Origin of the sequence: Enterococcus sp. GC34 (assembly GCF_040886645.1) — a bacterium.
GTDB lineage: Bacteria > Bacillota > Bacilli > Lactobacillales > Enterococcaceae > Enterococcus > Enterococcus faecalis.
Window position 1 is genome coordinate 209,799 of the sequence record NZ_JBFOEF010000005.1, and the last position, 23,778, is coordinate 233,576.

The following is a 23,778-nucleotide window of genomic DNA, read 5'->3' on the forward strand; positions in this document are numbered from 1 at the left end:
AAAATACACAAGGAGGTGTCTCTAAGTGAGCCGTATTGGTAATAAAGTTGTTGTTCTTCCTGCTGGTGTTGAAATCAAGCAAGACGGAAACAACATTACAGTTAAAGGACCTAAAGGTGAATTAACACGCGAATTTTCTTCTGATATCAAAATGAACATCGAAGGAAACGAAGTGACATTCACTCGTCCAAACGATTCAAAAGAAATGAAAACAATCCACGGAACAACTCGTGCAAACTTCAACAACATGGTTGTTGGTGTTTCTGAAGGTTTCCAAAAAGCACTTGAACTTATCGGGGTCGGATACCGTGCCCAAGTACAAGGCAACAAATTAACTTTAAACGTTGGTTATTCTCATCCTGTCGAAATGACAGCACCAGAAGGCGTAACATTTGAAGTACCTGCGAACACACAAGTTATCGTTAAAGGCATCAACAAAGAAGTTGTTGGTGAATTAGCTGCTAACATCCGTGGCGTTCGTCCTCCAGAACCTTATAAAGGCAAAGGGATTCGCTATGTTGGTGAATTTGTACGCCGTAAAGAAGGTAAAACTGGTAAATAATAACAGCTGTGTAGAAAACAGAAGTCAACAACAAGCAACTGTCATTTTATGGGATTTTTCCAATAAAATGCTTTTGTCTTGTCTGCCAGCTTCTCTTTTCCGTAATCTGCTGACTGCTTGAAATATTAGTAGTAAACATTAAATCAAAGAGGTGAAAATTGTGATTACAAAACCAGATAAAAACAAAACACGTCAAAAGAGACATCGTCGTGTACGTAACAAAATCTCTGGTACTGCTGAGTGCCCACGCTTGAACATTTTCCGTTCTAACAAAAACATCTACGCGCAAGTCATTGATGACGTAGCGGGTGTGACGCTAGCAAGTGCCTCTGCCTTGGATAAAGAAATTTCAGGTGGAACAAAAACAGAAACAGCTGCAGCTGTTGGTAAACTAGTTGCTGAACGTGCCGCTGAAAAAGGCATCAAAAAAGTAGTCTTCGACCGTGGTGGATACCTTTACCATGGCCGCGTGCAAGCTTTAGCTGAAGCTGCTCGTGAAAATGGACTAGAATTTTAGGAGAAGGAGGAACACCATTCATGGTTTATATTGATCCAAAACATTTGGAATTAGAAGACCGCGTTGTAGCGATCAACCGTGTAACAAAAGTTGTTAAAGGTGGACGTCGTTTACGTTTCGCAGCTTTAGTTGTTGTCGGTGACAAAAACGGACACGTTGGTTTCGGTACTGGTAAAGCACAAGAAGTACCTGAAGCTATCCGTAAAGCAATCGAAGACGCGAAGAAAAACTTAGTTGAAGTGCCTATGGTTGGTTCTACTATCCCGCACGAAGTAATTGGCGTATTCGGTGGCGGCCGTATCCTTATGAAACCTGCAGTAGAAGGTTCTGGGGTAGCTGCTGGTGGACCAGTTCGTGCCGTATTGGAATTAGCTGGTGTAGCAGATATTACATCTAAATCACTAGGTTCAAACACACCTATTAACGTTGTTCGCGCAACTGTTGAAGGTCTAAAACAATTAAAACGTGCCGAAGAAGTGGCAGCACTTCGCGGTAAATCTGTAGAAGAAATTATCGGTTAAGGAGGACAAAAATAATGGCTGAATTAAAAATTACTTTAAAACGCAGTGTTATCGGACGTCCTCAAAACCAACGTGCTACAGTTAAAGCGTTAGGTTTAGGTAAAGTGAATAGTACTGTTACAAAACCTGCCAATGAAGCAATCAAAGGTATGGTTAACACTATTTCACATTTAGTGGACGTAGAAGAAGTTTAAGATTTATAGATTTGTAATAGAAGATTGCTTAAGGAGGTGCCAAACCTATGAAACTTCATGAATTAAAACCTGCTGAGGGCTCACGCCAAGTACGTAACCGTGTTGGACGTGGTACTTCATCTGGTAATGGTAAAACAGCTGGCCGTGGACAAAAAGGGCAAAAAGCTCGTTCAGGCGGTGGTGTTCGTTTAGGATTTGAAGGGGGTCAAACTCCATTATTCCGTCGTTTACCAAAACGTGGGTTTACAAACATTAATCGTAAAGATTACGCTGTTGTAAACTTAGATACTTTAAACCGTTTTGAAGATGGAACAGAAGTAACTCCTGTTGTCCTAAAAGAAGCAGGAATCGTTAAAAACGAAAAAGCGGGAATCAAAGTTCTTGCAGATGGTGAGTTAACGAAAAAATTAACTGTGAAAGCAGCTAAATTCTCGAAATCAGCACAAGAAGCTATCGAAGCTGCTGGTGGTTCAATCGAGGTGATCTAATTGTTCAAGCTATTAAAGAACGCCTTTAAAGTCAAAGACATTAGATCAAAAATCTTATTTACAGTTTTAATCTTGTTTGTATTTCGCCTAGGTGCGCACATTACTGTGCCCGGGGTGAATGCAAAGGGATTGTCTGATTTAAGTAGCTTACCCTTTTTGAATATGTTGAATATGGTGAGTGGTAGTGCCATGCAAAACTTCTCTATCTTCTCGATGGGGGTTTCGCCATACATTACAGCCTCTATTATTATTCAACTATTGCAAATGGATATTGTACCTAGATTTGTAGAATGGTCAAAACAAGGGGAAGTTGGGCGTAAGAAATTAAATCAAGCAACAAGATATCTAACGATTGTCTTGGGTGTGGCTCAGTCAATGGGGATCACTGCTGGTTTTAATAGCTTAAGTCAAACTGGGATTGTCAACAATCCAACCTTAGGTACCTTTGTGATGATTGCGGTTATTTTAACTGCTGGGACGATGTTTGTGACTTGGATGGGTGAACAAATTACAGAAAAAGGAATCGGAAATGGTGTTTCAATGATTATCTTTGCCGGGATTATTTCTCGTTTGCCAGGAGCAGTCAAAGAAATCTATGAAGATTACTTCGTCAATATCGAGTCTTCTCGTATTTGGCAATCTGTTATTTTCATTGCAATCTTAGTTATTGCTATTTTGGTGATTGTTACAGTCGTAACGTTCTTCCAACAAGCAGAACGTAAGATTCCAATCCAATATACAAAACGTGTTTCTGGTGCACCAACAAGTAGTTATTTACCGTTAAAAGTAAATGCTGCTGGGGTTATTCCAGTTATCTTTGCCAGCTCGTTAATTGCAACACCAAATGCCATTTTACAAGCTTTCTCATCAAAATTCGCTGGTGAAAATTGGTATGACATTATGACAAAAATCTTCAGTTATAACACAGTTCCAGGGGCAATCATCTATACTGTCCTAATCGTTGCGTTTACGTTCTTCTATGCATTTGTTCAAGTAAACCCTGAGAAATTAGCGGAAAACTTACAAAAACAAGGAAGCTACATTCCAAGCGTGCGACCAGGTAAAGGTACAGAAGAATATGTATCTGGCGTGTTAATGAGATTAAGTGTTGTCGGCTCAATTTTCCTAGGACTTGTTGCTTTACTTCCAATCATTGCGCAAATGGTTTGGAACTTACCTCAATCAATCGGTTTAGGTGGAACAAGTTTACTAATCGTTATCGGGGTTGCATTAGAAACAACGAAACAATTAGAAGGATTAATGATGAAACGTCAATATGTCGGCTTTATCAATAAGTAAGAATCGAGTGTTGAGGTTTTACCTCAGCACCATTCTCACATATGGCTAGCTTCATAAGCCGGTCTTTAAAATTAGGAGGAGAATATATGAACCTCATTTTAATGGGATTACCTGGAGCAGGTAAAGGCACCCAAGCAGAAAAAATCATTGATACGTATGGCATTCCACATATTTCTACTGGAGATATGTTCCGTGCAGCAATGAAAAATGAAACTGCCTTGGGCCTAGAAGCGAAATCTTATATCGATAAAGGTGAACTGGTTCCTGACGAAGTAACAAACGGAATTGTTAAAGAACGCCTTGCTGAACCAGACACAGACAAAGGATTCCTATTAGATGGTTTCCCACGTACACTGGATCAAGCAAAAGCATTAGATACAATGCTTAAAGAATTAAACAAAAAAATTGATGCTGTCATTGACATCCATGTAGAAGAAGATGTATTAATCGAGCGTTTAGCTGGACGATTCATCTGTCGCACATGTGGCGCAACGTATCATAAATTATTCAACCCGCCAAAAGTTGAAGGCACTTGTGATCGCTGTGGCGGACATGAATTCTACCAAAGAGAAGATGATAAGCCCGAAACGGTTAAAAATCGTTTGGCAGTCAACATTGAAAGTAGCGCACCAATCTTAGCTTTCTATAAAGAACAAGGCTTGATGCATACAATCGATGGCAATCGCGAAATCGATACTGTTTTTTCTGATGTGAAAAAAATCATTGACGAAAACTAATTTCCAATTGCCCGCAGTTTAACCCTGTTGTTGTATTCAGTTTCTCTTGCCAAAACATAACTAAATATGGTAGAATATATCAGTCCGACTTCTACAGTTTTGTGACATCAAAATGAATAACGAAGTTAGTTGAGAATTTCTAGGTGGGAGCTGGAGTTTCCGCCGTTTTATCGTGTGAAAACGCGAAACAAGTACAAGGAGGTACTGTGCGTGGCAAAAGAAGATATGATTGAAGTCGAAGGTACAGTCGTCGAAACTTTGCCGAATGCAATGTTTAAAGTCGAACTAGAAAATGGACACCAAGTTCTTGCTACTGTTTCAGGTAAAATCCGTATGCACTACATCCGTATCTTACCTGGTGACAAAGTAACAGTTGAATTATCACCGTATGATTTAACGCGTGGCCGTATTACTTATCGCTTTAAATAATTGTACTCCGTAAAACCACAGGAGGTATTATCATGAAAGTAAGACCATCAGTAAAACCAATGTGTGAACATTGTAAAGTAATTCGCCGTAAAGGACGTGTTATGGTTATTTGCCCAGCAAATCCAAAACATAAACAACGTCAAGGATAATTAGGAGGTGTAACGAATAATGGCTCGTATTGCAGGAGTAGACATCCCTCGTGACAAACGTGTAGTAGTTTCTCTTACTTACATTTATGGTATTGGTAACACTACAGCTAAAAAAGTTTTAGCAAACGTTGGCGTATCTGAAGATGTTCGTGTACGTGATTTAACAAACGAACAAACAGATGCGATTCGTGCGGAAATTGATAAGTTAAAAGTTGAAGGGGATCTTCGTCGTGAAGTGAACTTAAACATCAAACGCTTGATGGAAATCGGTTCATACCGTGGAATCCGTCACCGTCGTGGATTACCAACTCGTGGACAAAACACGAAAAATAATGCACGTACTCGTAAAGGCCCTACTAAAACAGTAGCAGGCAAGAAAAAATAATTCCTAAGTGAAGGAGGTTAGAACTTCATGGCAGCAAAAAAAGTTAGTCGTAAACGCCGTGTCAAAAAGAATATAGAATCAGGTGTAGCACATATCCATTCTACATTCAACAATACAATCGTAATGATTACTGATACACATGGTAATGCATTAGCATGGTCATCAGCAGGATCATTAGGCTTTAAAGGAAGCAAAAAATCAACTCCTTTTGCCGCTCAAATGGCTGCAGAAGCCGCAACTAAAGTGGCAATGGAACATGGACTTAAAACTGTAGACGTAACAGTTAAAGGACCTGGTTCTGGACGTGAAGCAGCAATTCGTTCATTACAAGCAACAGGTTTAGAAGTGACTGCAATTCGTGACGTGACTCCAGTTCCTCATAATGGATGCCGCCCTCCAAAACGCCGTCGTGTTTAATGAGCGCCACTCATTCTGAGTTTGAATTAGGAACGTCATTGAACAAGACACTTTTCGTTTTGAAAGGGGTATAGATAAGAATGATTGAATTTGAAAAACCAAGAATCGAAAAAATTGATGAAAATAGAGATTATGGTAAGTTCGTCGTTGAACCATTAGAACGCGGTTACGGAACTACTTTAGGTAACTCTCTACGTCGTATTTTATTGTCTTCTTTACCAGGAGCTGCAATTACGAATATTCAAATCGATGGTGTTTTACACGAATTCTCAACCATTCCAGGTGTACGAGAAGACGTAACACAAATTATTTTGAATATTAAAGGCTTAGCATTGAAATTATATGCTGAAGAAGAGAAAACCCTTGAGATCGATATTACAGGACCCGCTACCGTGACTGCCGGCGATATTATCGTGGACAGTGATGTTGAGATCCTAAATAAAGATTTAGTTATCTGTAGTGTTGCTGAAGGAGCTACTTTCCATGCTCGCTTAACAGTGAAACCTGGTCGTGGCTATGTTCAAGCAGACGAAAACAAAAAAGAAGATATGCCAATCGGTGTACTTCCAGTTGATTCCATCTACACACCCGTTCGTCGTGTTAACTACCAAGTAGAAAATACACGTGTTGGTCGTCGTGATGATTTCGACAAATTAACAATGGAAATATGGACAGATGGTTCAATCATTCCTCAAGAAGCACTAAGTTTAGCTGCGAAAATCATGACTGAGCATTTAGATATCTTTGTAAACCTTACTGACGAAGCGAAAAACGCTGAAATCATGGTGGAAAAAGAAGAAACTCAAAAAGAGAAAATGCTAGAAATGACGATTGAAGAACTTGATTTATCAGTTCGTTCATATAACTGTTTAAAACGTGCAGGCATTAATACTGTACAAGAACTTACAAACAAATCTGAACCAGAAATGATTAAAGTACGTAATTTAGGTCGTAAATCTCTTGAAGAAGTAAAACTTAAATTGCATGATCTAGGATTAGGATTACGTAAGGACGATTAAGACTTTTACGAAGTTTCCAGTCCTGCTTAACAGCAGTGGCTCGTGAGAACAGAAACGAAGGAGGGAACCCAACGTGAGTTACCGTAAATTAGGACGCACATCAAGCCAACGTAAAGCTATGCTACGTGATATTACAACTGATTTAATCATCAACGAACGCATCGTAACTACTGAAGCTCGTGCGAAAGAAGTACGTTCAACTGTAGAAAAAATGATTACTTTAGGTAAACGTGGAGATCTTCATGCACGTCGTCAAGCAGCTACTTTCGTTCGTAATGAAGTTGCTAGTGTTCGTGAAGAAGATGAGTCTATCGTTGTTGAATCAGCTTTACAAAAGCTATTTAACGATTTAGGACCTCGTTTCGCGGAACGCCAAGGTGGTTACACTCGTATCTTGAAGACAGAACCAAGACGCGGCGATGCAGCACCAATGGTAGTTATCGAATTTGTTAAATAATTAATAAACCGATCACTTTATAGATGTTTCTTTTAGAGTGTTATGATGTTGGAGGCGACTCCGAGTCTAGCTCTGCTTTCCCTGCTAAAGATGGCTTTAGCAGGGGAGCACTCATCATATAAAGGTGATTTTTTTTTGCTTTGGGAAAACGCTGTTTTCTCAAAGCTTTTTTGTTTCATAAAAGCATTGCGGAAGCTTTTCCGGTTTGTTATACTGGTTATTAATTGGAATTTTCAGATAATTAAATATCTGAGTTAGTAGAAGGGGGAATTATATGTCGCAAATGTTTGCTTTTTCGTTACTGATGGTTATTTTATACATTGGTGATGTAGTTTCTATCAAAACAAAAGCTTGGATTCCATCTGTTTTTGTTTGTGGTGTTTTATTTATTCTTGGTTATTGGACTATTTTTCCACAAAATATTGTGGAAGTGGCAGGGATTCCTACAGTGGTTGCCACTTTATTAATGTATCTGTTGATTACTAATATGGGCACTCTGCTCTCTGTTAAAGAATTGGTTAATCAATGGAAAACGATTGTGATTGCTTTGTCAGGTATTCTGGGCATTATTGCCTTGTTATTAGCTGTAGGGACTTTTGTTTTTGACTTAAAAACAGTTTTAGTTGCAATCCCGCCGTTAGTAGGAGGTTTAGTTTCTTCATTAGTAATGTCAGAAGCGGCTCAATCAGCTGGTTTAGCCTCACTTTCAGTTTTGGCAATTTTAATTTATGTCATTCAAGGGTTTGCAGGTTATCCCTTAACTTCAATTGTTCTAAAAAAAGAAGGAAAGCGGAAGCTTCAAGAATATCGAGCAGGGACATGGCAGCCGGTTCATGAACAAGAGGGGCAAGAAACAGGAGCAGAACCAGATGTGCCTAAACTATTTGAAAAAGTACCCAAACGATATCATACAGATTATTCACGAATTTTACGTTTAGCCTTAGTTGCCACACTCGCTTATTATGTTTCTGTGTGGACGGCACCGTTTGTGACGATTAGTCCTTTTGTGCTGTGTTTATGTTTTGGCGTGATTGCAACGTCTTTAGGCTTTTTAGAAAAGCAACCATTGCAGAAAGCAAATAGCTTTGGTTTTGCGATTTTAGGGTTAATGCTTTTTGTCTTTGATGGCTTAAAACAAGCCACACCTGAAATGTTGATGGATTTATTTTTACCAATGATTGGGATTATTGTGATTGGTGTTATCGGGATGTACATCTTTTCAGCAATTGTTGGTCGTGTATTAGGTGTGAGTAAAGAGATGGCATTCGCTGTTTCGTTGACAGCTTTATATGGCTTTCCAGCCGATTATATTATTACTAATGAAGTGATTCAATCATTGACAGAAGATGAACAAGAACAGGCGGCTTTAACGAGCCATTTAATGCCACCGATGTTAGTGGCAGGTTTCGTAACAGTCACCATTGTTTCGGTTATTTTAGCGGGTATTTTTTCAAGTATTTTATTAAGTTTGTAGAAACGGGGCGTAAGTATGAAAAAAATCAAAGCACTAGTCAAGCAGCATGCACAAGAAATGATTGCTTTTCGACGGGATTTACACCAACATCCAGAATTACAATTTGAAGAATTTCGAACGACAGAAAAAGTCGCGGAAGTTCTTGATCAATTAGGAATTACTTATCGCAAAACAGAACCGACGGGTTTAATTGCTGAAATTGTGGGTGGCAAACCAGGCCGAGTGGTTGCGCTGCGGGCTGATATGGATGCCTTACCTGTACAGGAATTAAATGAAGATTTAGCTTATAAATCTTTAGAAGCTGGCAAGATGCATGCATGTGGGCATGATTCCCATACCGCGATGTTAGTAACAGCGGCTAAAGTATTAAAAGAAATCCAAGAAGAACTTCAGGGAACGGTACGGTTAATTTTTCAACCATCTGAAGAGAATGCGCAAGGTGCTAAAGCAATGGTTGCGCAAGGCGCAATGACCGGTGTTGATGATGTATTTGGCTTACATATCTGGTCACAAATGCCTGTAGGAACCGCTTCGTGTCGAGTGGGCTCAAGTTTCGCATCCGCAGATATTTTTTCTGTTGATTTTAAAGGACGTGGTGGCCATGGTGCCATGCCAAACGCTTGTATTGATGCGGCAGTCATAGCTTCTTCTTTCGTGATGAATCTGCAAACGATTGTTTCTCGGGAGACAGATCCTTTAGATCCAGTAGTTGTCACGATTGGACGGATGGATGTGGGGACCCGTTTTAATGTGATTGCTGAGAATGCACGTTTAGAAGGAACGGTTCGTTGCTTTAGTGTAGCAACGCGTAATCGGGTAGAACAGGCGCTGCAACGCTATGCGGAACAAACAGCCGCTATTTACGGTGGGACGGCTTCGTTAGATTATCAATATGGAACGTTGCCAGTGATTAATGATGAGCAAGATGCCTTGTTTGCTCAAACACTAATTAAGGAAAATTTTGGTGAAGCGGCCTTAAGACAAGAAGAGCCGACAACCGGTGGTGAAGACTTCAGTTATTATACTGAACATGCTTCTGGTTGTTTTGCCTTAGTGGGAAGTGGTAATCCAGAGAAAGATACGGAATGGGCACATCACCATGGTCGTTTCAATATTGATGAAGATGCGATGGCAATGGGTGCTGAATTATATGCCCAATATGCGTTTGAATATTTGAAGACGCATTTTTAAAAGAAAATCAGTAACTTCTTGTTTTATGAGAACAAGAAGTTATTTTTATGAAAAATAGACCTGTCAAGACAGATAAGAGCTCCCATAATGACCGTTCTTTTGGTATAATAAAAAATAGTGTGAAGAATCAGAACAGATGATTGAAAAAACGCTACTTTTTTGGTAGTGTTAGAAAGAATAAATAGATTGAGGGAGTACGCGATGCAACCAATCATTGAACTAAATAATATCCAATTTAATTATCAACCAGAAGATGCTTCTCCCGCTTTAAAAGATGTGTCTTTTTCCATTCAACAAGGCGAATGGGTCGCTATTATTGGCCATAATGGTTCTGGTAAATCAACGTTAGCCAAAACGATCAATGGTCTGTTACTGCCAGCTGCTGGGACTATCAAAGTTGGCGGCAAAGAATTAAATGAAGCAAACGTCTGGGATATCCGGCGTATGGTAGGAATGGTCTTTCAGAATCCAGATAACCAATTTGTCGGTTCAACAGTCGAAGACGATGTGGCTTTTGGTTTAGAAAATCAAGGTATTCCGCGTGATGAAATGGTCGAACGTGTTCACGATGCATTAGAACGGGTTCGTATGTTAGATTTTGCCAAGCGAGAACCTGCTCGGCTATCTGGCGGCCAAAAACAACGAGTAGCTATCGCTGGTGTGGTTGCTTTGCGACCAGATATTATTATTTTAGACGAAGCGACAAGTATGTTAGATCCAGAAGGTCGTGCAGAAGTGATTGCTACCATTCAAAAGATTAAAGAGGAAAGCAATTTAACAGTTATTTCTATTACCCACGATATTGATGAAGCGGCTAATGCGAATCGTATTTTAGTGATGCGCCAAGGACAATTGACAAACGAAGGAACACCAGAAAAGATTTTTTCTGCAGGAGAAGCGCTTGTTGAAATGGGCTTGGATTTACCGTTTCCTGAAAAATTAAAAGTAGCTTTGAAAGAGCGTGGCGTTGTTGTGCCAACGAATTATTTAACAGAAGAAGGGATGGTGGATTGGTTATGGACATCCGTTTTAAACAAGTAGATTTTACTTACCAACCCAATACTCCTTTTGAGCAACGGGCATTATTCGATATTAATTTAACGATTCAAGACGGCTCTTATACAGCGATTGTCGGACATACTGGCAGTGGCAAATCAACGTTATTACAACATTTGAATGCTTTGGTGAAACCAACTAAAGGCCAAGTGACAATTGGAGAGCGTGTAATTACGCCAGAAACTGATAATAAGAATTTAAAACCAATTCGTAAAAAAGTTGGGATCGTTTTTCAATTTCCAGAAGCACAATTGTTTGAAGAAACAGTGGAGCGAGACATCGCTTTCGGACCGAAAAATTTTGGTGTTTCAGACGAAGAAGCGAAAAAATTAGCTAAGAAAATGCTTGATTTAGTCGGCTTAGATGAAAAATACTTACAACATTCTCCGTTTGAGTTATCAGGTGGTCAAATGCGCCGTGTCGCAATTGCTGGTGTGCTAGCGATGGAACCAGAAGTCTTAGTATTAGACGAACCGACCGCTGGTTTGGATCCTAAGGGTCGTAAAGAAATGATGGAGATGTTTAGTCGTCTGCATAAGGAACATAATATGACCATCGTTTTAGTGACACATTTGATGGATGACGTGGCTAATTACGCAGATCATGTGATTGTTTTAGAAAAAGGACAAATCGTCCGAGCGGGAGCACCACAAGAAGTGTTTCAAGAGACACAATGGCTGAAAGAAAAACAATTAGGCGTGCCAACTGCAGCCGAATTTGCTGAAAAATTAGTGGCAAAAGGCTTTTCTTTTGAGCAATTACCATTAACGGCCGATCAATTAGCCGATCAGCTTCTGAAAAAAATGCAGGAAGCAGGTGAGGCAAAATGATGAATAAATTGATTTTTGGGCGCTATATTCCAGGTGATTCTTTTATCCATCGTTTAGATCCGCGCGCAAAGTTATTAGCTAGTTTTTATTTTATTGGAATTATCTTTTTAGCAAATAATTGGCAGAGTTATGTTTTAATAGCAGCCTTTACTGCTTTTGCTATTTCATTATCAAAAATCAGCGCCCGCTTCTTTATCCGCGGTGTTCGGCCATTATTATGGCTAATTCTGTTTACTGTGGCTCTTCAAACCTTGTTTACACAAGGGGGAGAGGTGTACTTTCAGTGGGGAATTATTTCCATTACCCAGTTTGGTGTGACGAATGGGCTATTTATTTTCTGTCGTTTTGTTTTAATTATTTTCATGTCAACGTTATTAACTTTAACGACGGCACCATTAGAGTTATCAGATGCGATTGAATATTTGTTACGCCCACTTCGTGTGGTGAAATTTCCAGTTCATGAAGTTTCATTGATGTTATCAATTGCCTTACGTTTTGTCCCAACATTAATGGATGAAACGGAAAAGATTATGAATGCCCAACGTGCCCGTGGTGTTGATTTTGGTGAAGGAAACTTACTTCAAAAAATGAAAGCTATTGTTCCACTTTTGATTCCGCTTTTCGTAAGTAGTTTTAATCGTGCGGAAGACTTAGCGACTGCCATGGAAGCAAGAGGTTATCAAGGCGGTGAAGGACGGACGAAATACCGCATTCTTCATTGGCACCTACGAGATACAATAGTAATGTTTGGCTTTGTCTTGTTAACCATTGGCTTATTTGTATTAAGAACTTAGAAAAGGTGAAGAAAAATTATGCCCCGCTATAAAGCAATCATTGCCTATGATGGCACTCATTTTCATGGCTTTCAAAAGCAGCCTAATGAGCGTACCGTTCAAGAAGAAATAGAAAAAACGTTAGCACGCATGAATAACGGACACTCCGTAACGGTTTTTGGTTCAGGACGAACAGATGCAGGTGTTCATGCAATGGGCCAAGTGATTCACTTTGATTATCCGCAGGAACGTCCGTTGGAAAAAATGCGCTTTGCGTTAGATACACAAACACCCGAAGACATTGCTGTGCGCAGCGTGGAACGTGTTTCAGAAGACTTTCATGCACGTTATCACGTGATCGAAAAAACCTATCAATTTAAAGTGGATATTGGCAAACCGCGAAGTCCATTTCGACGTTTTTATGCCAGTTATTTTCCGTATCCCATTGATCTCGAAAAAATCCAACAAGCTTTACCTGATTTATTAGGTACCCATGATTTTACCTCTTTCTGTGCCTCAGGAAGTTCAGTAGAAGATAAAGTCCGAACTATTCATGAAGCCAGTGTTCATGTCAATGAAACGGGGGATGAATTAACATTCACTTTTCGGGGCGATGGTTTCTTGTACAAAATGATTCGGATTTTAGTTGGTACGCTATTGAAAATCGGCAATGGACGGCTGGAACCAACCGCGATTCCAGCAATTATCGCAGCCAAAGATCGAAATTTAGCAGGTCCGACTGCTCATCCAGAAGGATTGTATTTAGCAGAAGTGAAATATGAAAACTAAAAAGACGCAGACCTTACAAGAAAAGGTCTGCGTCTTTTTAGTTGCAAAATTTAGATGTATTTAACAGCTGTTCCGTAAGCCACGACAGATTGCATGTCTGTGCCAATTGTGCCAGAATCAAAACGCATCATCACAACGGCATCTGCACCTAATTTAGAGGCTTCTGCTTTTAAACGTTCGATTGCTTGGTCGCGTGCTTCTCGTTGCATATCAGTGTAACCTTTGATTTCACCGCCAACTACGCTTTTTAGTCCAGCACCTAAATCTTTAAACATATTTTTAGAACGTGTGGTTAACCCGAAAACTTCTCCAATAATTTCATATTCTTGACCGCTAATTCTCTCGGTTGTTGTAACTAACATGGGCAATTTCCTCCAGTACTTGTTGGTAACTTCAATTTACCATAGTCAAGAGTTTGATACAACGAATATACATAAAAACGACACTAGAAAAGATGCGCTTCCACATTTTTCTAGTGCCGTTTTGGTAAGAATTAATCAAGGATAGGATCTTTTTTAGAAATCATGACCCAAACCCAACTAATTAGAAAAGCAACTGTTGCTGGAACGACCCAGCCCATGCCAATAGTGAACAATGGTAAGTATTGGCCGGCTTTTTCTAAAAGCGTTGTTACAAACGCCGTATCTTTGATAAAGGCAGGCGCGCTATTTAATGCATCTAAAACAGCAGCAATCAATGTGATATAGGTCGTTGCTTGATAGACTTCCCGTCGATGTTTGAAAATAGGACTGATGATTACCAAAAGCATTAAAGTAATCGCCAATGGATAAAGGAACATCAAGACTGGAACGGCAAATTGAATGATGTTGGTTAAGCCGACATTTGCAAAAATAGCTGGTAAAATAACAACAATTGCCAAGAATTTTTGATAGGAAACTTTCGGAAACATTTCTTCAAAAGTCTCAGAAAAGGCTGTGCTTAAGCCGATACCGGTTTTTAAACAAGCAAGAACTACGATAAAAGCCAGTAAAATACTCCCTGGTAGGCCTAAATAGTAATTAGCAATTTGGGCTAAGGCAATCCCGCCGTTTTCACTGATTGGAAAAGCCCCGATACTCATTGTTCCCATATAAGCAAGTAAGGTATAGATAATCCCCATCAATACAACACTGAAAGCACCTGATTTAATCATTCCTTTAGCGATATCTCCTGGTTTTTCGACGCCCATATTTCGTAAAGTGGAAACGACAACAATCCCAAAAGCTAATGAAGCTAAAGCATCCAACGTATTATAACCTTCTGTAAATCCTTTAAAAAAAGGACTTGAAATATAATTTTCACCAACAGCGGCACTGGCCACATGACCTAATGGTTTTACAAAGGCTAAAACAATCAAAATTCCTAGCAATGCTAAAAATAACGGATTTAAAAATTTACCCACATAATCTAAGATTTTACTTGGCTTTCTAGAGAAGAGCCAAACAGCTAAGAAAAATAATGCGGAAAAGCCAGCAAGAACCAGCCATTGCAAATCTTTAGGAACAAATGGTGCAAGACCAATCTCAAAAGAAGTAGTTGCTAACCTTGGTAAAGCAAAGAAAGGACCAATCGTTAAATATAATAGTAAGGTAAAAATAAGAGCATAACGACGATTAATCCGAGAAGCTAAGTCAAAAACACCTGAACTTTTAGAAACACCCATAGCAATGACACCAAGAAAAGGTAAGCCAATTCCAGTGGCTAAGAAGCCCAAGTTTGCTAAAAAGACGGAAGCCCCCGCTTCTTGTCCCATATGTACAGGGAAAATTAAATTTCCAGCACCGAAAAACAAACCGAATAACATTGAACCAACGTATAGATAATCACGCCAAACTAACTTTTTTTGCATAGATTCACACTCCTTAATATTGTCTTATTATTTAAAATAACAGAAGAAGAAACAGAGAGCAACCAGTTTTTATAGAAAACATTGGTTTTCTTATTTTTCTATGAAATAAGCATACTGATAATCATCACAATAGTGTCCATTTATATAAAATTCTTCTTTAAAATGTGCTTCCTGCACAAAACCATGTTTTTCATAGAATCGAATGGCTTCTTGATTGGTAGCCATTACTCGCAAACTCAGCTTATGAATCCCGCTTATCTGGGCCATCTCTTTGACATACGACAACAAAGAACCACCAATCCCTTGGCCTTGGAAATCTGGCGAAACGCCAATACTTAGTAGCCATTGTTTTTGATGAGCTACTAACGAAGTGGGCGGATGGACTTCAATAAATCCAGCGAGTTGTTGTCCGCTGATGGCAACAAAAATCGTTTCATCTTTCATTTTTTCTTGATATGCCGCAAGCGAGAGTGGTTGTATCTCGGCGGGGGTATTCTTTTTTGTCCAAATGATTTGGTCCAAGGCATGTAATGCGGGCCAATCGGCTTCGGCAACTAAGCGAATAGTGAGTGAGGTAGACAAGATAATAGGGCTCCTTTTTCTGAAATTTTAAAATATAAAAAGACTATAGCATTTATTGTCTGAAAATTCAAATACTTTTAAAACGAAAAGAAAAATGGCTGCACCTTTTCGAGAAAATCAAAATATGCTACCATAGCTACCAGAGGATAGATGGTAAAAAAGAATCTATCTAAATGGAGGGTATGTTTGTGAAAAAAATGGCAGTATATTGTGGCGCCAGTCTGGGGAATGAGCCAATCTATCAGCAAGCTGCAGTAGCGTTAGCCGCTTGGATGAAAGAAAATCACTATGATCTAGTTTATGGCGGTGGCAATGTTGGTCTAATGGGTACGGTGGCTGACACGCTTTTAGCAGAAGGTGGAGAGGTAATTGGTGTTATGCCCACTTTTTTAATGGAGCGGGAGATTGCACATAATGGCATTACAAAGATGCATACAGTTAGCGATATGCATGCGCGTAAGAAAAAGATGATTGAATTGGCAGATGTATATTTAGCTTTACCCGGTGGTCCCGGCACGCTAGAAGAAATTAGCGAGGTGATCTCTTGGGGCCGAGTCGGTGAACATATGAATCCTTGTATTTTATACAACGTGAATGGTTACTATGATTTATTAGCTGCCTTTTTTGATAAAATGGTAGAAACTAGTTTCTTAACAGAAGCGGATCGAGCTAAAATTTTCATTTCAGATTCCTTAGAAGAAATTGGTGCATTTATTGATTCCTATGAACCGCCAATGATTCGTCAATACAAAAAATAACAAAAGAGGCAGTCACTCTAACCAGAATGACTGCCTCTTTTTTACTAGTTTTTCGTTAGAATCCGATGTAAGAACTCTTTTGTCCGAGCTTCTTTTGGATGGACAAAAATATCTTCAGCGGTCCCTTCTTCGGCAATGACACCTTTATCCATGAAAATAACACGATCGGATACGTCCCGCGCAAATTCCATTTCATGTGTTACAATCACCATTGTTAGCCCTGTATGGGCAAGATTTTTCATCGTTTTTAGCACTTCGCCAACCATTTCAGGATCCAATGCAGAAGTTGGTTCATCGAAAAGTAAAACATCTGGATCCATTGATAATGCTCGAGCAATGGCTACCCGTTGCTTTTGTCCACCAGACAATTGAGCAGGTTTGGCATCAATAAAACGAGCCATGCCAACCTTTTCTAAATTTTCTAAGGCAATTTTTTTGGCTTCTTCTTTGTTTCTTTTTAGGACAGTCATCTGACCAGAAGTACAATTTTCTAAGACATTCATATTATTAAATAAATTGAATGATTGGAAAACCATACCTAAATGGGTCCGATATTTGGGCAAACTATAACCACGTTCTAAAACATTTTTACCATTATAGATGATTTTGCCATCTGTTGGTTTTTCTAACAAATTAATACAACGTAGTAACGTTGATTTACCAGAACCAGAAGAACCGATAATGGTGACAACTTCTCCTTTGTTGACGTTCATATTAATATCTTTTAATACTTCGTTTTCGCCAAAGCTTTTTCGTAAATGTTCAATTTCAATAATTGCACTCATCTGTTTGCCTCCTAGCTTTCTTTTCCTTCTTCAGTTAATTCTTCTACTTTAACGTAAGCAGAAGGGCCATCCATTTTACGTTCCACAACACGTAAGATTCGTGTGATCACAAAAGTCATTACCAAGTACATGATGCCGACAATTGTAAAGGTTTGGAAGAACTGGAAGTTTGCGCCAGAAGCAGCATTCCCTTGGAAGAATAAATCTGCAACACCGATAACACTTAACACGGCCGTATCTTTGATATTAATGACAAATTCATTCCCTGTTGCAGGTAAAATATTACGTAATACTTGGGGAATAACGACTTTACGCATTGTTTGTCCATGGGTCATCCCAATCGCTTGTGCTGCCTCGAATTGTCCTTTATCCACTGCGAAAATACCTCCGCGAACAATTTCAGACATATAGGCACCAGTATTCACAGAAACGATAAATAGTGCGGCCACTGTTCGGTCTAAAGAGATGCCAAAAGCTAGAGCTAAACCATAGAAAATAACCATTGCTTGAACCATCATTGGTGTACCACGGAAAACTTCAATATAAATAGAAAGAATTAAATTTCCTAATTTTTGGAAGAAACGAGCGACTGGGTTTTCAGAATCTGGAATTGTACGGAAGACACCAATTAGTAAACCAAGGGTTGTTCCGACGACCGTCCCAATTAACGCGATAAATAGCGTTAAACCAGCACCACGTAAAAACATGTCGCCATATTGATTCCAAATATTTTTGAAATCGTTAATAAGTCCTGTTTTTTGTTCATCACTATCTGTTGCTGCAGGTTGATCCTTGATTGCTTGGTCCATAATTTTTGTCCGTTCATCTTGAGAAATACCTGCTAAAATTTTGTTTACTTTTTCAATGTCAGGATCGCCTTTACGCATGCCGACTGCTACTTGTGAGTCTTCAGCGCTAGCATCAAAGCCATTTTCTTTTGGAAATTCTAACATTTTTAATTCTTTATTGACACTAGTTGCTGTTATGCCTTCAGGGCGTTCACTAACATACCCATCAATCATGCCAGAAGCAAGTGCTGTTCGCATAGCTGAAAAGTTATCCATTGCTTGCTGTTTATTGACATTTGGAATTTGATCAATTAATCCGTAGTGGAATGTATTTAGTTGAGCCGTAATTTTAGCATCAGCTAAATCTTTCAAGCTTTTTGCATTAGCGTATTTGCCATCTTTTTTTACAATTACGACAAATTGTGATTCATAATAAGGGTTTGTAAAAGCAATTTCTTTTTTTCGTTCAGCGGTTGGACTCATTCCGGCGATAATGGCATCAATTTTTCCAGATTGTAAGGCGGGCGCCAAGCCATCCCATTTGGTTTGGACGATTACTAATTTGCGACCTAAACCATCGGCAATTTTTTTAGAAATTTGAACATCATAGCCGCCTGCATAAGAGTTGCCTTGAATAGGCACTGCGCCATGTGCGTCATTTTTCTGTGACCAGTTAAAAGGGGCGTAGCCAGCTTCCATGCCGACACGAAATTCACCATTTTCCTCCGCCGAAGCGTTGGTTGTCATGCCAAGTAACGAAAATAGCGTGACAAGTAGTAGACTGAATGAAAAAACTTTTTTGTTCATCTTTTTCTCTCCTTTAAATTTCTTGTCTGATTGATCGTTTTGTCTTTTTTCAATCAACAAGCTTTGATAATCAGCTGAGCAAAAGCGATTCTGTCTTTTTAAAGGAGAATACTTCTGTCACAACCTATTTTTGAATACAAAAAAACAACCAAACAGATGTAAGGTTGCTAGGTAATGTCGAAAAAAATTCCTCAACGAAACATAGCACAACTTAGCATCACTACTAAGACAGTCCGCAAGCTCTTAACTTACGTCCCAACACACAACAGAAGAGGCTCTGTTATGCATTTCGGCGATTGATCCTAAACTTGCTTCCCAGTGTCCTCTCACTCCACAAGCGTAATAAAAACCGCGACCTCTACCTCTTTTTTGAGGCACTATTCAGTTATTAAATTCAGTTATTAATTTTAGGATAAATCCAGAAGAAAGTCAATATGTTCCAGCAAAGGAATTTATCAAGAGGACACAAACACCATGAAATTAGCGTAACATTTTCCCTACGAAATAGAAACTAATACGAAAAAAGCAACCATTCCTAAAGGAACAGTTGCTTTTTACTTAAGCTTTGACAGCTTTTGGTTCACGACCTAAAATAGCTTGAAGAACAGTCAATACACCTAAAGAAGCTAAAATTGTATAAATTAGACTTGAGTAAGTTAAGATACCGAAATCCCAAGTTTTGTAAACTAATAAAACAATTGCTAAGGCGATAATAGCGATAACGTTGAAGAACGCAAAAGCCCAAAGATTTCCGTTTTCTTTACGAGAAAGATAAAAAACAGAGAACCAAATGCTTAAAACGCCCCAAGCGATGCAGGCAATAATTGCAGCCCAATAAATAATAAATGCGACCATTGTTGTTTCACCTCACTTTTACTCATGCATATTTTACCACGAGTTGAGAAATTTGTCACAAACTCTTTCAAGATAAATCAATATATAGGTAAGAAGTTTTCAAAAAGTGGAAAAACTTTTGGTGCTAATGTTAAAATACGTTATAATATAGAAGATTAGGAGCTGAATCGATATGCAAGATATCACGCAAGCCGAGGCAATTCATTGGTTGGCAACCCAACAAAAACTCACATTTTTAACAGGTGCGGGTATCTCGACAGCCTCAGGTGTGCCAGATTATCGTTCCTTAAAAGGTGTCTATCAAGGAATCCAGCAACCGGAATACTTATTGAGCCGGACTTGCTTAAAAACAGAGCCAGAAAAGTTTTATCAATTCGTTAAAACGCTCTATCATCCAGACGCACAACCTAATATCATTCACCAGAAAATGGCCCAATTAGAGCAAATGAAACGGGGAAAAATTGTTTCACAAAATATTGATGGGCTTCATCGAAAAGCAGGTAGCCAAGAAGTGGTGGACTTTCATGGTAATTTATATGAATGTTATTGCCAAACTTGTGGTGCAACGGTTCCTTGGCAAGATTATTTGCTTAGTGATCGGCACGCTGATTGTCATGGACAAATCCGTCCAGCTATTACTTTGTATGAAGAAGGATTATCCGAAGAGGCAATCGAAAAAGCCATTCAGGCCGTTGCTTCTGCCGACTTAATCGTGATTGTCGGCACGAGTTTTCAAGTGCATCCATTTTGCGATTTGATTCATTATAAACAACCAACGGCAGCTATTTTAGCCATTAATCAAACGCCGCTATTTTTACAACAACCTTATTATTTTTTAGAAGCGAAAGCCGAAACGATATTTGCAGAATTAACGATAAAGGAGTAACGGAATGGAAGAATTTAAATCAGAAAAAGAAAAAATGATCGCAGGTGCACTATATTTTGCCTCAGATCCTGAATTAGTGGCCGATCGCAAAAAAGCCCGTGAACAAATGGCGTTAATTAACCAACAACCAGACACTTATATTCGTCGTCAATTAATAGAAGAAACATTTGGAAAAGTGGGTGTCGGGACGTACATCGAACCGATGATTCAATTTGATTACGGCTACAACATTTCTGTGGGAAAAAATTTCTATGCCAATTTTAATAACGTTTTTTTAGATGTTTGTCCAATCGAAATTGGCGATAACTGTATGTTTGGCCCCAATGTGCAACTCTATACAGCCGAGCATCCATTACAAGCGGCCAAGCGTAATAGCGGAATGGAATCAGGGAAACGAATTATCATTGGCAACAATGTTTGGATTGGCGGTGGAGCGATTGTCCTTCCTGGCGTAACATTAGGTGATAATGTAGTGGTAGCAGCAGGCGCTGTTGTGACCAAATCGTTCCCAGAAAACTGTGTGATCGCAGGTAATCCAGCACGGATAATTAAAGAATTGACTGAAGATGACGCCCCAACAACTTCTTTAGAACAACAACGAGCAAAGATTAACCAAATCGATAAGGAACTGGTCCGTTTATTAGAACAGCGGATGGATGTCGTCGCAGAGATTGCTGCAGTGAAAAAGAAAGCAGGTCATGCGGTTTTTGATTCTGAAAGAGAACAACAAGTATTAGAAACTATTCTGAATCATGTTGAAAATGCCGAGTATGAAGAAACATTATCTGAGACTTTCCAGGGAATTATGGACGCCTCTAAACGTTTCCAAGAAAAACATTTAGGAGAGTGAGGCGAAGGTCGTGGATGGAGAAATCAGAAGAAGAGAGATTGTTAAAAGATTAAGAGAGACCGAAAAGCCAATTAGTGCCACTCGTTTTGCAAAAGCTTTTGATGTCAGCAGACAAATTATTGTAGGAGATGTCGCTCTATTACGGGCGACAGGGGTCGAAATTGTCGCAACAGCTCGAGGGTATATGTTGGAACAACCTTTAGAAGGAATTGAGCGGAAAATTGCTTGTCAACATACGCCTGAACAAACGAGAGAAGAATTGTCAGTCATTGTTGCCAAAGGTGGAGAAGTGGTAGATGTGAGTATTGCACATCCGCTTTATGGGGAATTAATCGGCAGTTTGCGCATTCAATCAGAGAAAGATATTGATAAATTTATGGACAAGTATCAAAAAGAGCATGCTACATTACTATCAGTTTTAACAGGAGGCGTCCATCTGCATACTATTCGCTGTGCAGACGAAGAAACTTTCCAAGAAATCAAAGAGGCGCTTCGAAAAAAAAGTATTTTGTTTGAAGGATAACGAGAAAAAGAGAGGACGTTGATGTTTGTTCAAGCCCTTTCTTTTTTTTCTTAGAAAATTACCAAAAAAAGATAGAAGAATTTGTGAATTTTCTTCTATTTTTTTAACTTTTTGCTAGAAATTTTTTATGAAACAGTATACTATTAAAAAAGGAGCCATTTAAACAATAACTATGTCAATTATTATGTTGGTACATAAAAATAAATGGAGAAAAATAAAAAAGGAGAATGAGTATGAAAAAACAATTTGCCCTGTTCTCTACCTTATTACTTTTAGGTTCATCAATGCCAGTAGGTGCATTTGCAGAAGGTAATAATTTGGTAGCTGAAAATAGTTCTGTCGCAGAAACAACCGCAGAAGCAACAACTGCTGAAGCCACTGAAGCGACAGCGACTAGTGAAACAACAGAAGCGACAGAAGAAACAACAACTGAAACAGAAAGTTCAACCGAATCAAGTGAATCTGCAAGCACGGAGTCCACGGAAACGTCAGGAACCGAAACGACAGATTCCACAACGGATTCAACATCCACAAGTACGACAGAATCGACTACTGACTCCACCTCAACGAGTACAACAGAGTCAACCACAGATTCTACGTCAACAAGTACAACTGAATCAAGTACCACGCCGACGACCACACCAAGTTCTTCTAAAGAACAGCCAAAACCTGGCACGAGTACTTCTGAATCAAAACAGCCGGCGAAACCAGTGACACCAACAGCGCCAGCTGAAAAGCCAGTAGAACAACCAGCAGCGTCAACACCGCAGCCCGAAATAGTCCCACCAGTTACAAATGAAACGGTTGGGTTAGTGGAAGACGATGAGACGTTTACGGTCAGCAAAACGAAGAAGACAGAAGAGTTTATTCAAGAAATCGGTGAATCTGCTCGGAAAGTGGCCAAGGACAAAAACTTATATGCTAGTGTGATGATTGCTCAAGCAATTTTAGAAAGTGGCAGCGGCAATAGTAAATTAAGCCAGAAACCAAACTACAATTTGTTTGGTATTAAAGGCGATTACAAAGGTCAATCTGTTTCTTTTATTACCTATGAAGACAATGGTTTCGGTAACTTATACACAGTAGAAGCAAAATTCCGTCAATATCCAACGTATAAAGAATCAATGGAAGATTATGCGAAATTATTGAAAAATGGTTTAGATTCCAATAAAGATTTCTATCATGGTGTCTGGAAAACGGAAGCCAAAACATACAAAGAAGCGACACGTTTCCTAACAGGAAAATACGCAACGGACAAAGATTATCATAAGAAATTAAATGCGTTAATTAAAACATACGATTTAACTTATTATGATAAAGAAAAAGCAACCGTTGAACCAATGGAATCAAATTTCCCAGCCTATAATGGCAAAAACTATGACACCTTTAATAGTTATGCTTGGGGCAACTGTACACAATATGTCTACAACCGTATTACGCAATTAGGTAAACGTGTGGACTTAACAATGGGGAATGGTCAAGATTGGGGCGAAACAGGTCGTGCACGCGGGTACAAAGTAAGTCGTACACCAAAAGCAGGCGCAGCGGTTTCCTTCCCAGCTGGCGTTTTAGGCGCAGACAATACTTATGGTCATGTCGCATTTGTGGAAAAAGTCTTTAAAGATGGTAGCATCTTAATTTCTGAAATGAACGTGAAGGGATTAAACGTTGTTTCGACACGTACAATCTCAGCCGATGAAACACATTTAATGAACTATATCGTTCCAAAAGATAAATAAAAAAATCAGCTCTTTGTCAATAAGAACGAATGAGTTGGAAAAATCAAAGCTAGCACTGAAGAAGCAATT

The 23,778-nt window shown here is 39.1% G+C and carries 31 protein-coding genes and 1 riboswitch; of the genes, 25 read left to right on the forward strand and 6 right to left on the reverse strand.

Annotated features, from left to right (window positions below; translation table 11 throughout):
* Positions 1-25: 25 nt before the first annotated feature.
* The 20 genes from rplF (at position 26) to truA (ending at position 13,287) form a co-directional block, all read left to right on the forward strand.
* Positions 26-562: a 50S ribosomal protein L6 gene (gene rplF, locus AB3I72_RS06985; protein ID WP_002356217.1), complete on the forward strand. Its 537-nt coding sequence runs from the start codon at positions 26-28 to the stop codon at positions 560-562.
* Positions 563-722: 160 nt separating this feature from the next.
* Positions 723-1,079 carry a 50S ribosomal protein L18 gene (gene rplR, locus AB3I72_RS06990; protein ID WP_002356218.1) on the forward strand — a complete coding sequence of 119 codons (357 nt, stop codon included), beginning with the start codon at positions 723-725 and terminating at the stop codon, positions 1,077-1,079.
* A gap of 20 nt (positions 1,080-1,099) precedes the next feature.
* Entirely contained in the window at positions 1,100-1,600 is a 501-nt protein-coding gene (gene rpsE, locus AB3I72_RS06995; protein ID WP_002356219.1) for a 30S ribosomal protein S5, read from the forward strand.
* Between the two features lie 14 nt (positions 1,601-1,614).
* Positions 1,615-1,794 carry a 50S ribosomal protein L30 gene (gene rpmD / locus AB3I72_RS07000; protein WP_002356220.1) on the forward strand — a complete coding sequence of 60 codons (180 nt, stop codon included), beginning with the start codon at positions 1,615-1,617 and terminating at the stop codon, positions 1,792-1,794.
* Positions 1,795-1,841: 47 nt separating this feature from the next.
* Positions 1,842-2,282: a 50S ribosomal protein L15 gene (gene rplO / locus AB3I72_RS07005; protein WP_002356221.1), complete on the forward strand. Its 441-nt coding sequence runs from the start codon at positions 1,842-1,844 to the stop codon at positions 2,280-2,282.
* The gene (gene secY / locus AB3I72_RS07010) at positions 2,283-3,581 is read left to right on the forward strand and encodes a preprotein translocase subunit SecY (RefSeq protein ID WP_002359350.1); all 1,299 of its coding nucleotides are present in this window, start codon (positions 2,283-2,285) and stop codon (positions 3,579-3,581) included. It begins immediately after the preceding gene.
* 86 nt (positions 3,582-3,667) lie between these two features.
* Positions 3,668-4,318, forward strand: a complete 651-nt coding sequence (locus AB3I72_RS07015; protein WP_002356223.1) for an adenylate kinase — start codon at positions 3,668-3,670, stop codon at positions 4,316-4,318.
* A 210-nt stretch (positions 4,319-4,528) separates the two neighbouring features.
* Positions 4,529-4,747 carry a translation initiation factor IF-1 gene (gene infA / locus AB3I72_RS07020; protein ID WP_002356224.1) on the forward strand — a complete coding sequence of 73 codons (219 nt, stop codon included), beginning with the start codon at positions 4,529-4,531 and terminating at the stop codon, positions 4,745-4,747.
* A gap of 32 nt (positions 4,748-4,779) precedes the next feature.
* Positions 4,780-4,896, forward strand: coding sequence for a 50S ribosomal protein L36 (gene rpmJ, locus AB3I72_RS07025; RefSeq protein ID WP_002288710.1), 117 nt, complete (start codon positions 4,780-4,782; stop codon positions 4,894-4,896).
* Between the two features lie 19 nt (positions 4,897-4,915).
* On the forward strand, positions 4,916-5,281 hold the full coding sequence (gene rpsM, locus AB3I72_RS07030) for a 30S ribosomal protein S13 (RefSeq protein WP_002356225.1): 366 nt from the start codon (positions 4,916-4,918) through the stop codon (positions 5,279-5,281).
* 27 nt (positions 5,282-5,308) lie between these two features.
* Positions 5,309-5,698 carry a 30S ribosomal protein S11 gene (gene rpsK, locus AB3I72_RS07035; RefSeq protein ID WP_002356226.1) on the forward strand — a complete coding sequence of 130 codons (390 nt, stop codon included), beginning with the start codon at positions 5,309-5,311 and terminating at the stop codon, positions 5,696-5,698.
* 80 nt (positions 5,699-5,778) lie between these two features.
* Entirely contained in the window at positions 5,779-6,717 is a 939-nt protein-coding gene (locus tag AB3I72_RS07040; RefSeq protein ID WP_002356227.1) for a DNA-directed RNA polymerase subunit alpha, read from the forward strand.
* Between the two features lie 73 nt (positions 6,718-6,790).
* Positions 6,791-7,174: a 50S ribosomal protein L17 gene (gene rplQ / locus AB3I72_RS07045; RefSeq protein ID WP_002356228.1), complete on the forward strand. Its 384-nt coding sequence runs from the start codon at positions 6,791-6,793 to the stop codon at positions 7,172-7,174.
* A 45-nt stretch (positions 7,175-7,219) separates the two neighbouring features.
* A complete protein-coding gene (locus tag AB3I72_RS07050; RefSeq protein WP_368023752.1) occupies positions 7,220-7,432 on the forward strand; it encodes a hypothetical protein in 213 nt (70 codons plus the stop codon).
* A gap of 16 nt (positions 7,433-7,448) precedes the next feature.
* The gene (locus tag AB3I72_RS07055; RefSeq protein ID WP_002356229.1) at positions 7,449-8,648 is read left to right on the forward strand and encodes a DUF819 family protein; all 1,200 of its coding nucleotides are present in this window, start codon (positions 7,449-7,451) and stop codon (positions 8,646-8,648) included.
* A 15-nt stretch (positions 8,649-8,663) separates the two neighbouring features.
* Entirely contained in the window at positions 8,664-9,839 is a 1,176-nt protein-coding gene (locus AB3I72_RS07060; RefSeq protein WP_202255907.1) for an amidohydrolase, read from the forward strand.
* A gap of 201 nt (positions 9,840-10,040) precedes the next feature.
* The gene (locus AB3I72_RS07065; protein ID WP_002359354.1) at positions 10,041-10,880 is read left to right on the forward strand and encodes an energy-coupling factor ABC transporter ATP-binding protein; all 840 of its coding nucleotides are present in this window, start codon (positions 10,041-10,043) and stop codon (positions 10,878-10,880) included.
* Positions 10,856-11,725, forward strand: a complete 870-nt coding sequence (locus tag AB3I72_RS07070; protein ID WP_002381364.1) for an energy-coupling factor ABC transporter ATP-binding protein — start codon at positions 10,856-10,858, stop codon at positions 11,723-11,725. Before AB3I72_RS07065 ends, AB3I72_RS07070 begins: the two co-directional genes overlap by 25 nt.
* Positions 11,722-12,519: an energy-coupling factor transporter transmembrane protein EcfT gene (locus tag AB3I72_RS07075; protein WP_002373841.1), complete on the forward strand. Its 798-nt coding sequence runs from the start codon at positions 11,722-11,724 to the stop codon at positions 12,517-12,519. Before AB3I72_RS07070 ends, AB3I72_RS07075 begins: the two co-directional genes overlap by 4 nt.
* An 18-nt stretch (positions 12,520-12,537) precedes the next feature.
* The gene (gene truA, locus AB3I72_RS07080) at positions 12,538-13,287 is read left to right on the forward strand and encodes a tRNA pseudouridine(38-40) synthase TruA (protein WP_002356237.1); all 750 of its coding nucleotides are present in this window, start codon (positions 12,538-12,540) and stop codon (positions 13,285-13,287) included.
* Between the two features lie 50 nt (positions 13,288-13,337).
* Here truA and AB3I72_RS07085 read toward each other — a convergent pair whose 3' ends face one another.
* The 3 genes from AB3I72_RS07085 to AB3I72_RS07095 form a co-directional block, all read right to left on the reverse strand.
* Positions 13,338-13,649 carry a heavy metal-binding domain-containing protein gene (locus tag AB3I72_RS07085; RefSeq protein WP_002381365.1) on the reverse strand — a complete coding sequence of 104 codons (312 nt, stop codon included), beginning with the start codon at positions 13,647-13,649 and terminating at the stop codon, positions 13,338-13,340.
* 131 nt (positions 13,650-13,780) lie between these two features.
* Complete coding sequence (gene brnQ, locus AB3I72_RS07090) at positions 13,781-15,136, reverse strand: branched-chain amino acid transport system II carrier protein (RefSeq protein WP_002361550.1); 1,356 nt, start codon at positions 15,134-15,136, stop codon at positions 13,781-13,783.
* A gap of 90 nt (positions 15,137-15,226) precedes the next feature.
* Positions 15,227-15,718, reverse strand: a complete 492-nt coding sequence (locus AB3I72_RS07095) for a GNAT family N-acetyltransferase (protein ID WP_010816260.1) — start codon at positions 15,716-15,718, stop codon at positions 15,227-15,229.
* Between the two features lie 173 nt (positions 15,719-15,891).
* Between AB3I72_RS07095 and AB3I72_RS07100 the strand changes: the two genes are divergently transcribed.
* On the forward strand, positions 15,892-16,476 hold the full coding sequence (locus tag AB3I72_RS07100) for a TIGR00730 family Rossman fold protein (RefSeq protein WP_002383869.1): 585 nt from the start codon (positions 15,892-15,894) through the stop codon (positions 16,474-16,476).
* Between the two features lie 44 nt (positions 16,477-16,520).
* Here the strand turns inward: AB3I72_RS07100 and AB3I72_RS07105 are convergent, their stop codons facing one another.
* The 3 genes from AB3I72_RS07105 to AB3I72_RS07115 form a co-directional block, all read right to left on the reverse strand.
* Positions 16,521-17,261 (reverse strand): amino acid ABC transporter ATP-binding protein, encoded by a 741-nt coding sequence (locus tag AB3I72_RS07105; protein ID WP_002356242.1) that lies wholly within the window; start codon positions 17,259-17,261, stop codon positions 16,521-16,523.
* Positions 17,262-17,272: 11 nt separating this feature from the next.
* Positions 17,273-18,856, reverse strand: coding sequence for an ABC transporter substrate-binding protein/permease (locus AB3I72_RS07110; protein WP_002381368.1), 1,584 nt, complete (start codon positions 18,854-18,856; stop codon positions 17,273-17,275).
* 194 nt (positions 18,857-19,050) lie between these two features.
* Positions 19,051-19,225, reverse strand: a riboswitch (Lysine riboswitch).
* 189 nt (positions 19,226-19,414) lie between these two features.
* Positions 19,415-19,711, reverse strand: coding sequence for a hypothetical protein (locus AB3I72_RS07115; RefSeq protein ID WP_002356244.1), 297 nt, complete (start codon positions 19,709-19,711; stop codon positions 19,415-19,417).
* A gap of 172 nt (positions 19,712-19,883) precedes the next feature.
* On the opposite strand from AB3I72_RS07115, the gene AB3I72_RS07120 reads away from it, so the two are divergent.
* The 4 genes from AB3I72_RS07120 (at position 19,884) to AB3I72_RS07135 (ending at position 23,709) form a co-directional block, all read left to right on the forward strand.
* Complete coding sequence (locus tag AB3I72_RS07120) at positions 19,884-20,597, forward strand: NAD-dependent protein deacylase (protein ID WP_010816261.1); 714 nt, start codon at positions 19,884-19,886, stop codon at positions 20,595-20,597.
* A 4-nt stretch (positions 20,598-20,601) separates the two neighbouring features.
* Positions 20,602-21,447, forward strand: a complete 846-nt coding sequence (locus AB3I72_RS07125; RefSeq protein ID WP_002363448.1) for a chorismate mutase — start codon at positions 20,602-20,604, stop codon at positions 21,445-21,447.
* A 10-nt stretch (positions 21,448-21,457) separates the two neighbouring features.
* Positions 21,458-21,970, forward strand: a complete 513-nt coding sequence (locus AB3I72_RS07130; RefSeq protein ID WP_002356248.1) for a transcription repressor NadR — start codon at positions 21,458-21,460, stop codon at positions 21,968-21,970.
* A gap of 227 nt (positions 21,971-22,197) precedes the next feature.
* Positions 22,198-23,709 (forward strand): glucosaminidase domain-containing protein, encoded by a 1,512-nt coding sequence (locus AB3I72_RS07135; protein ID WP_368023753.1) that lies wholly within the window; start codon positions 22,198-22,200, stop codon positions 23,707-23,709.
* Positions 23,710-23,778: the final 69 nt, after the last annotated feature.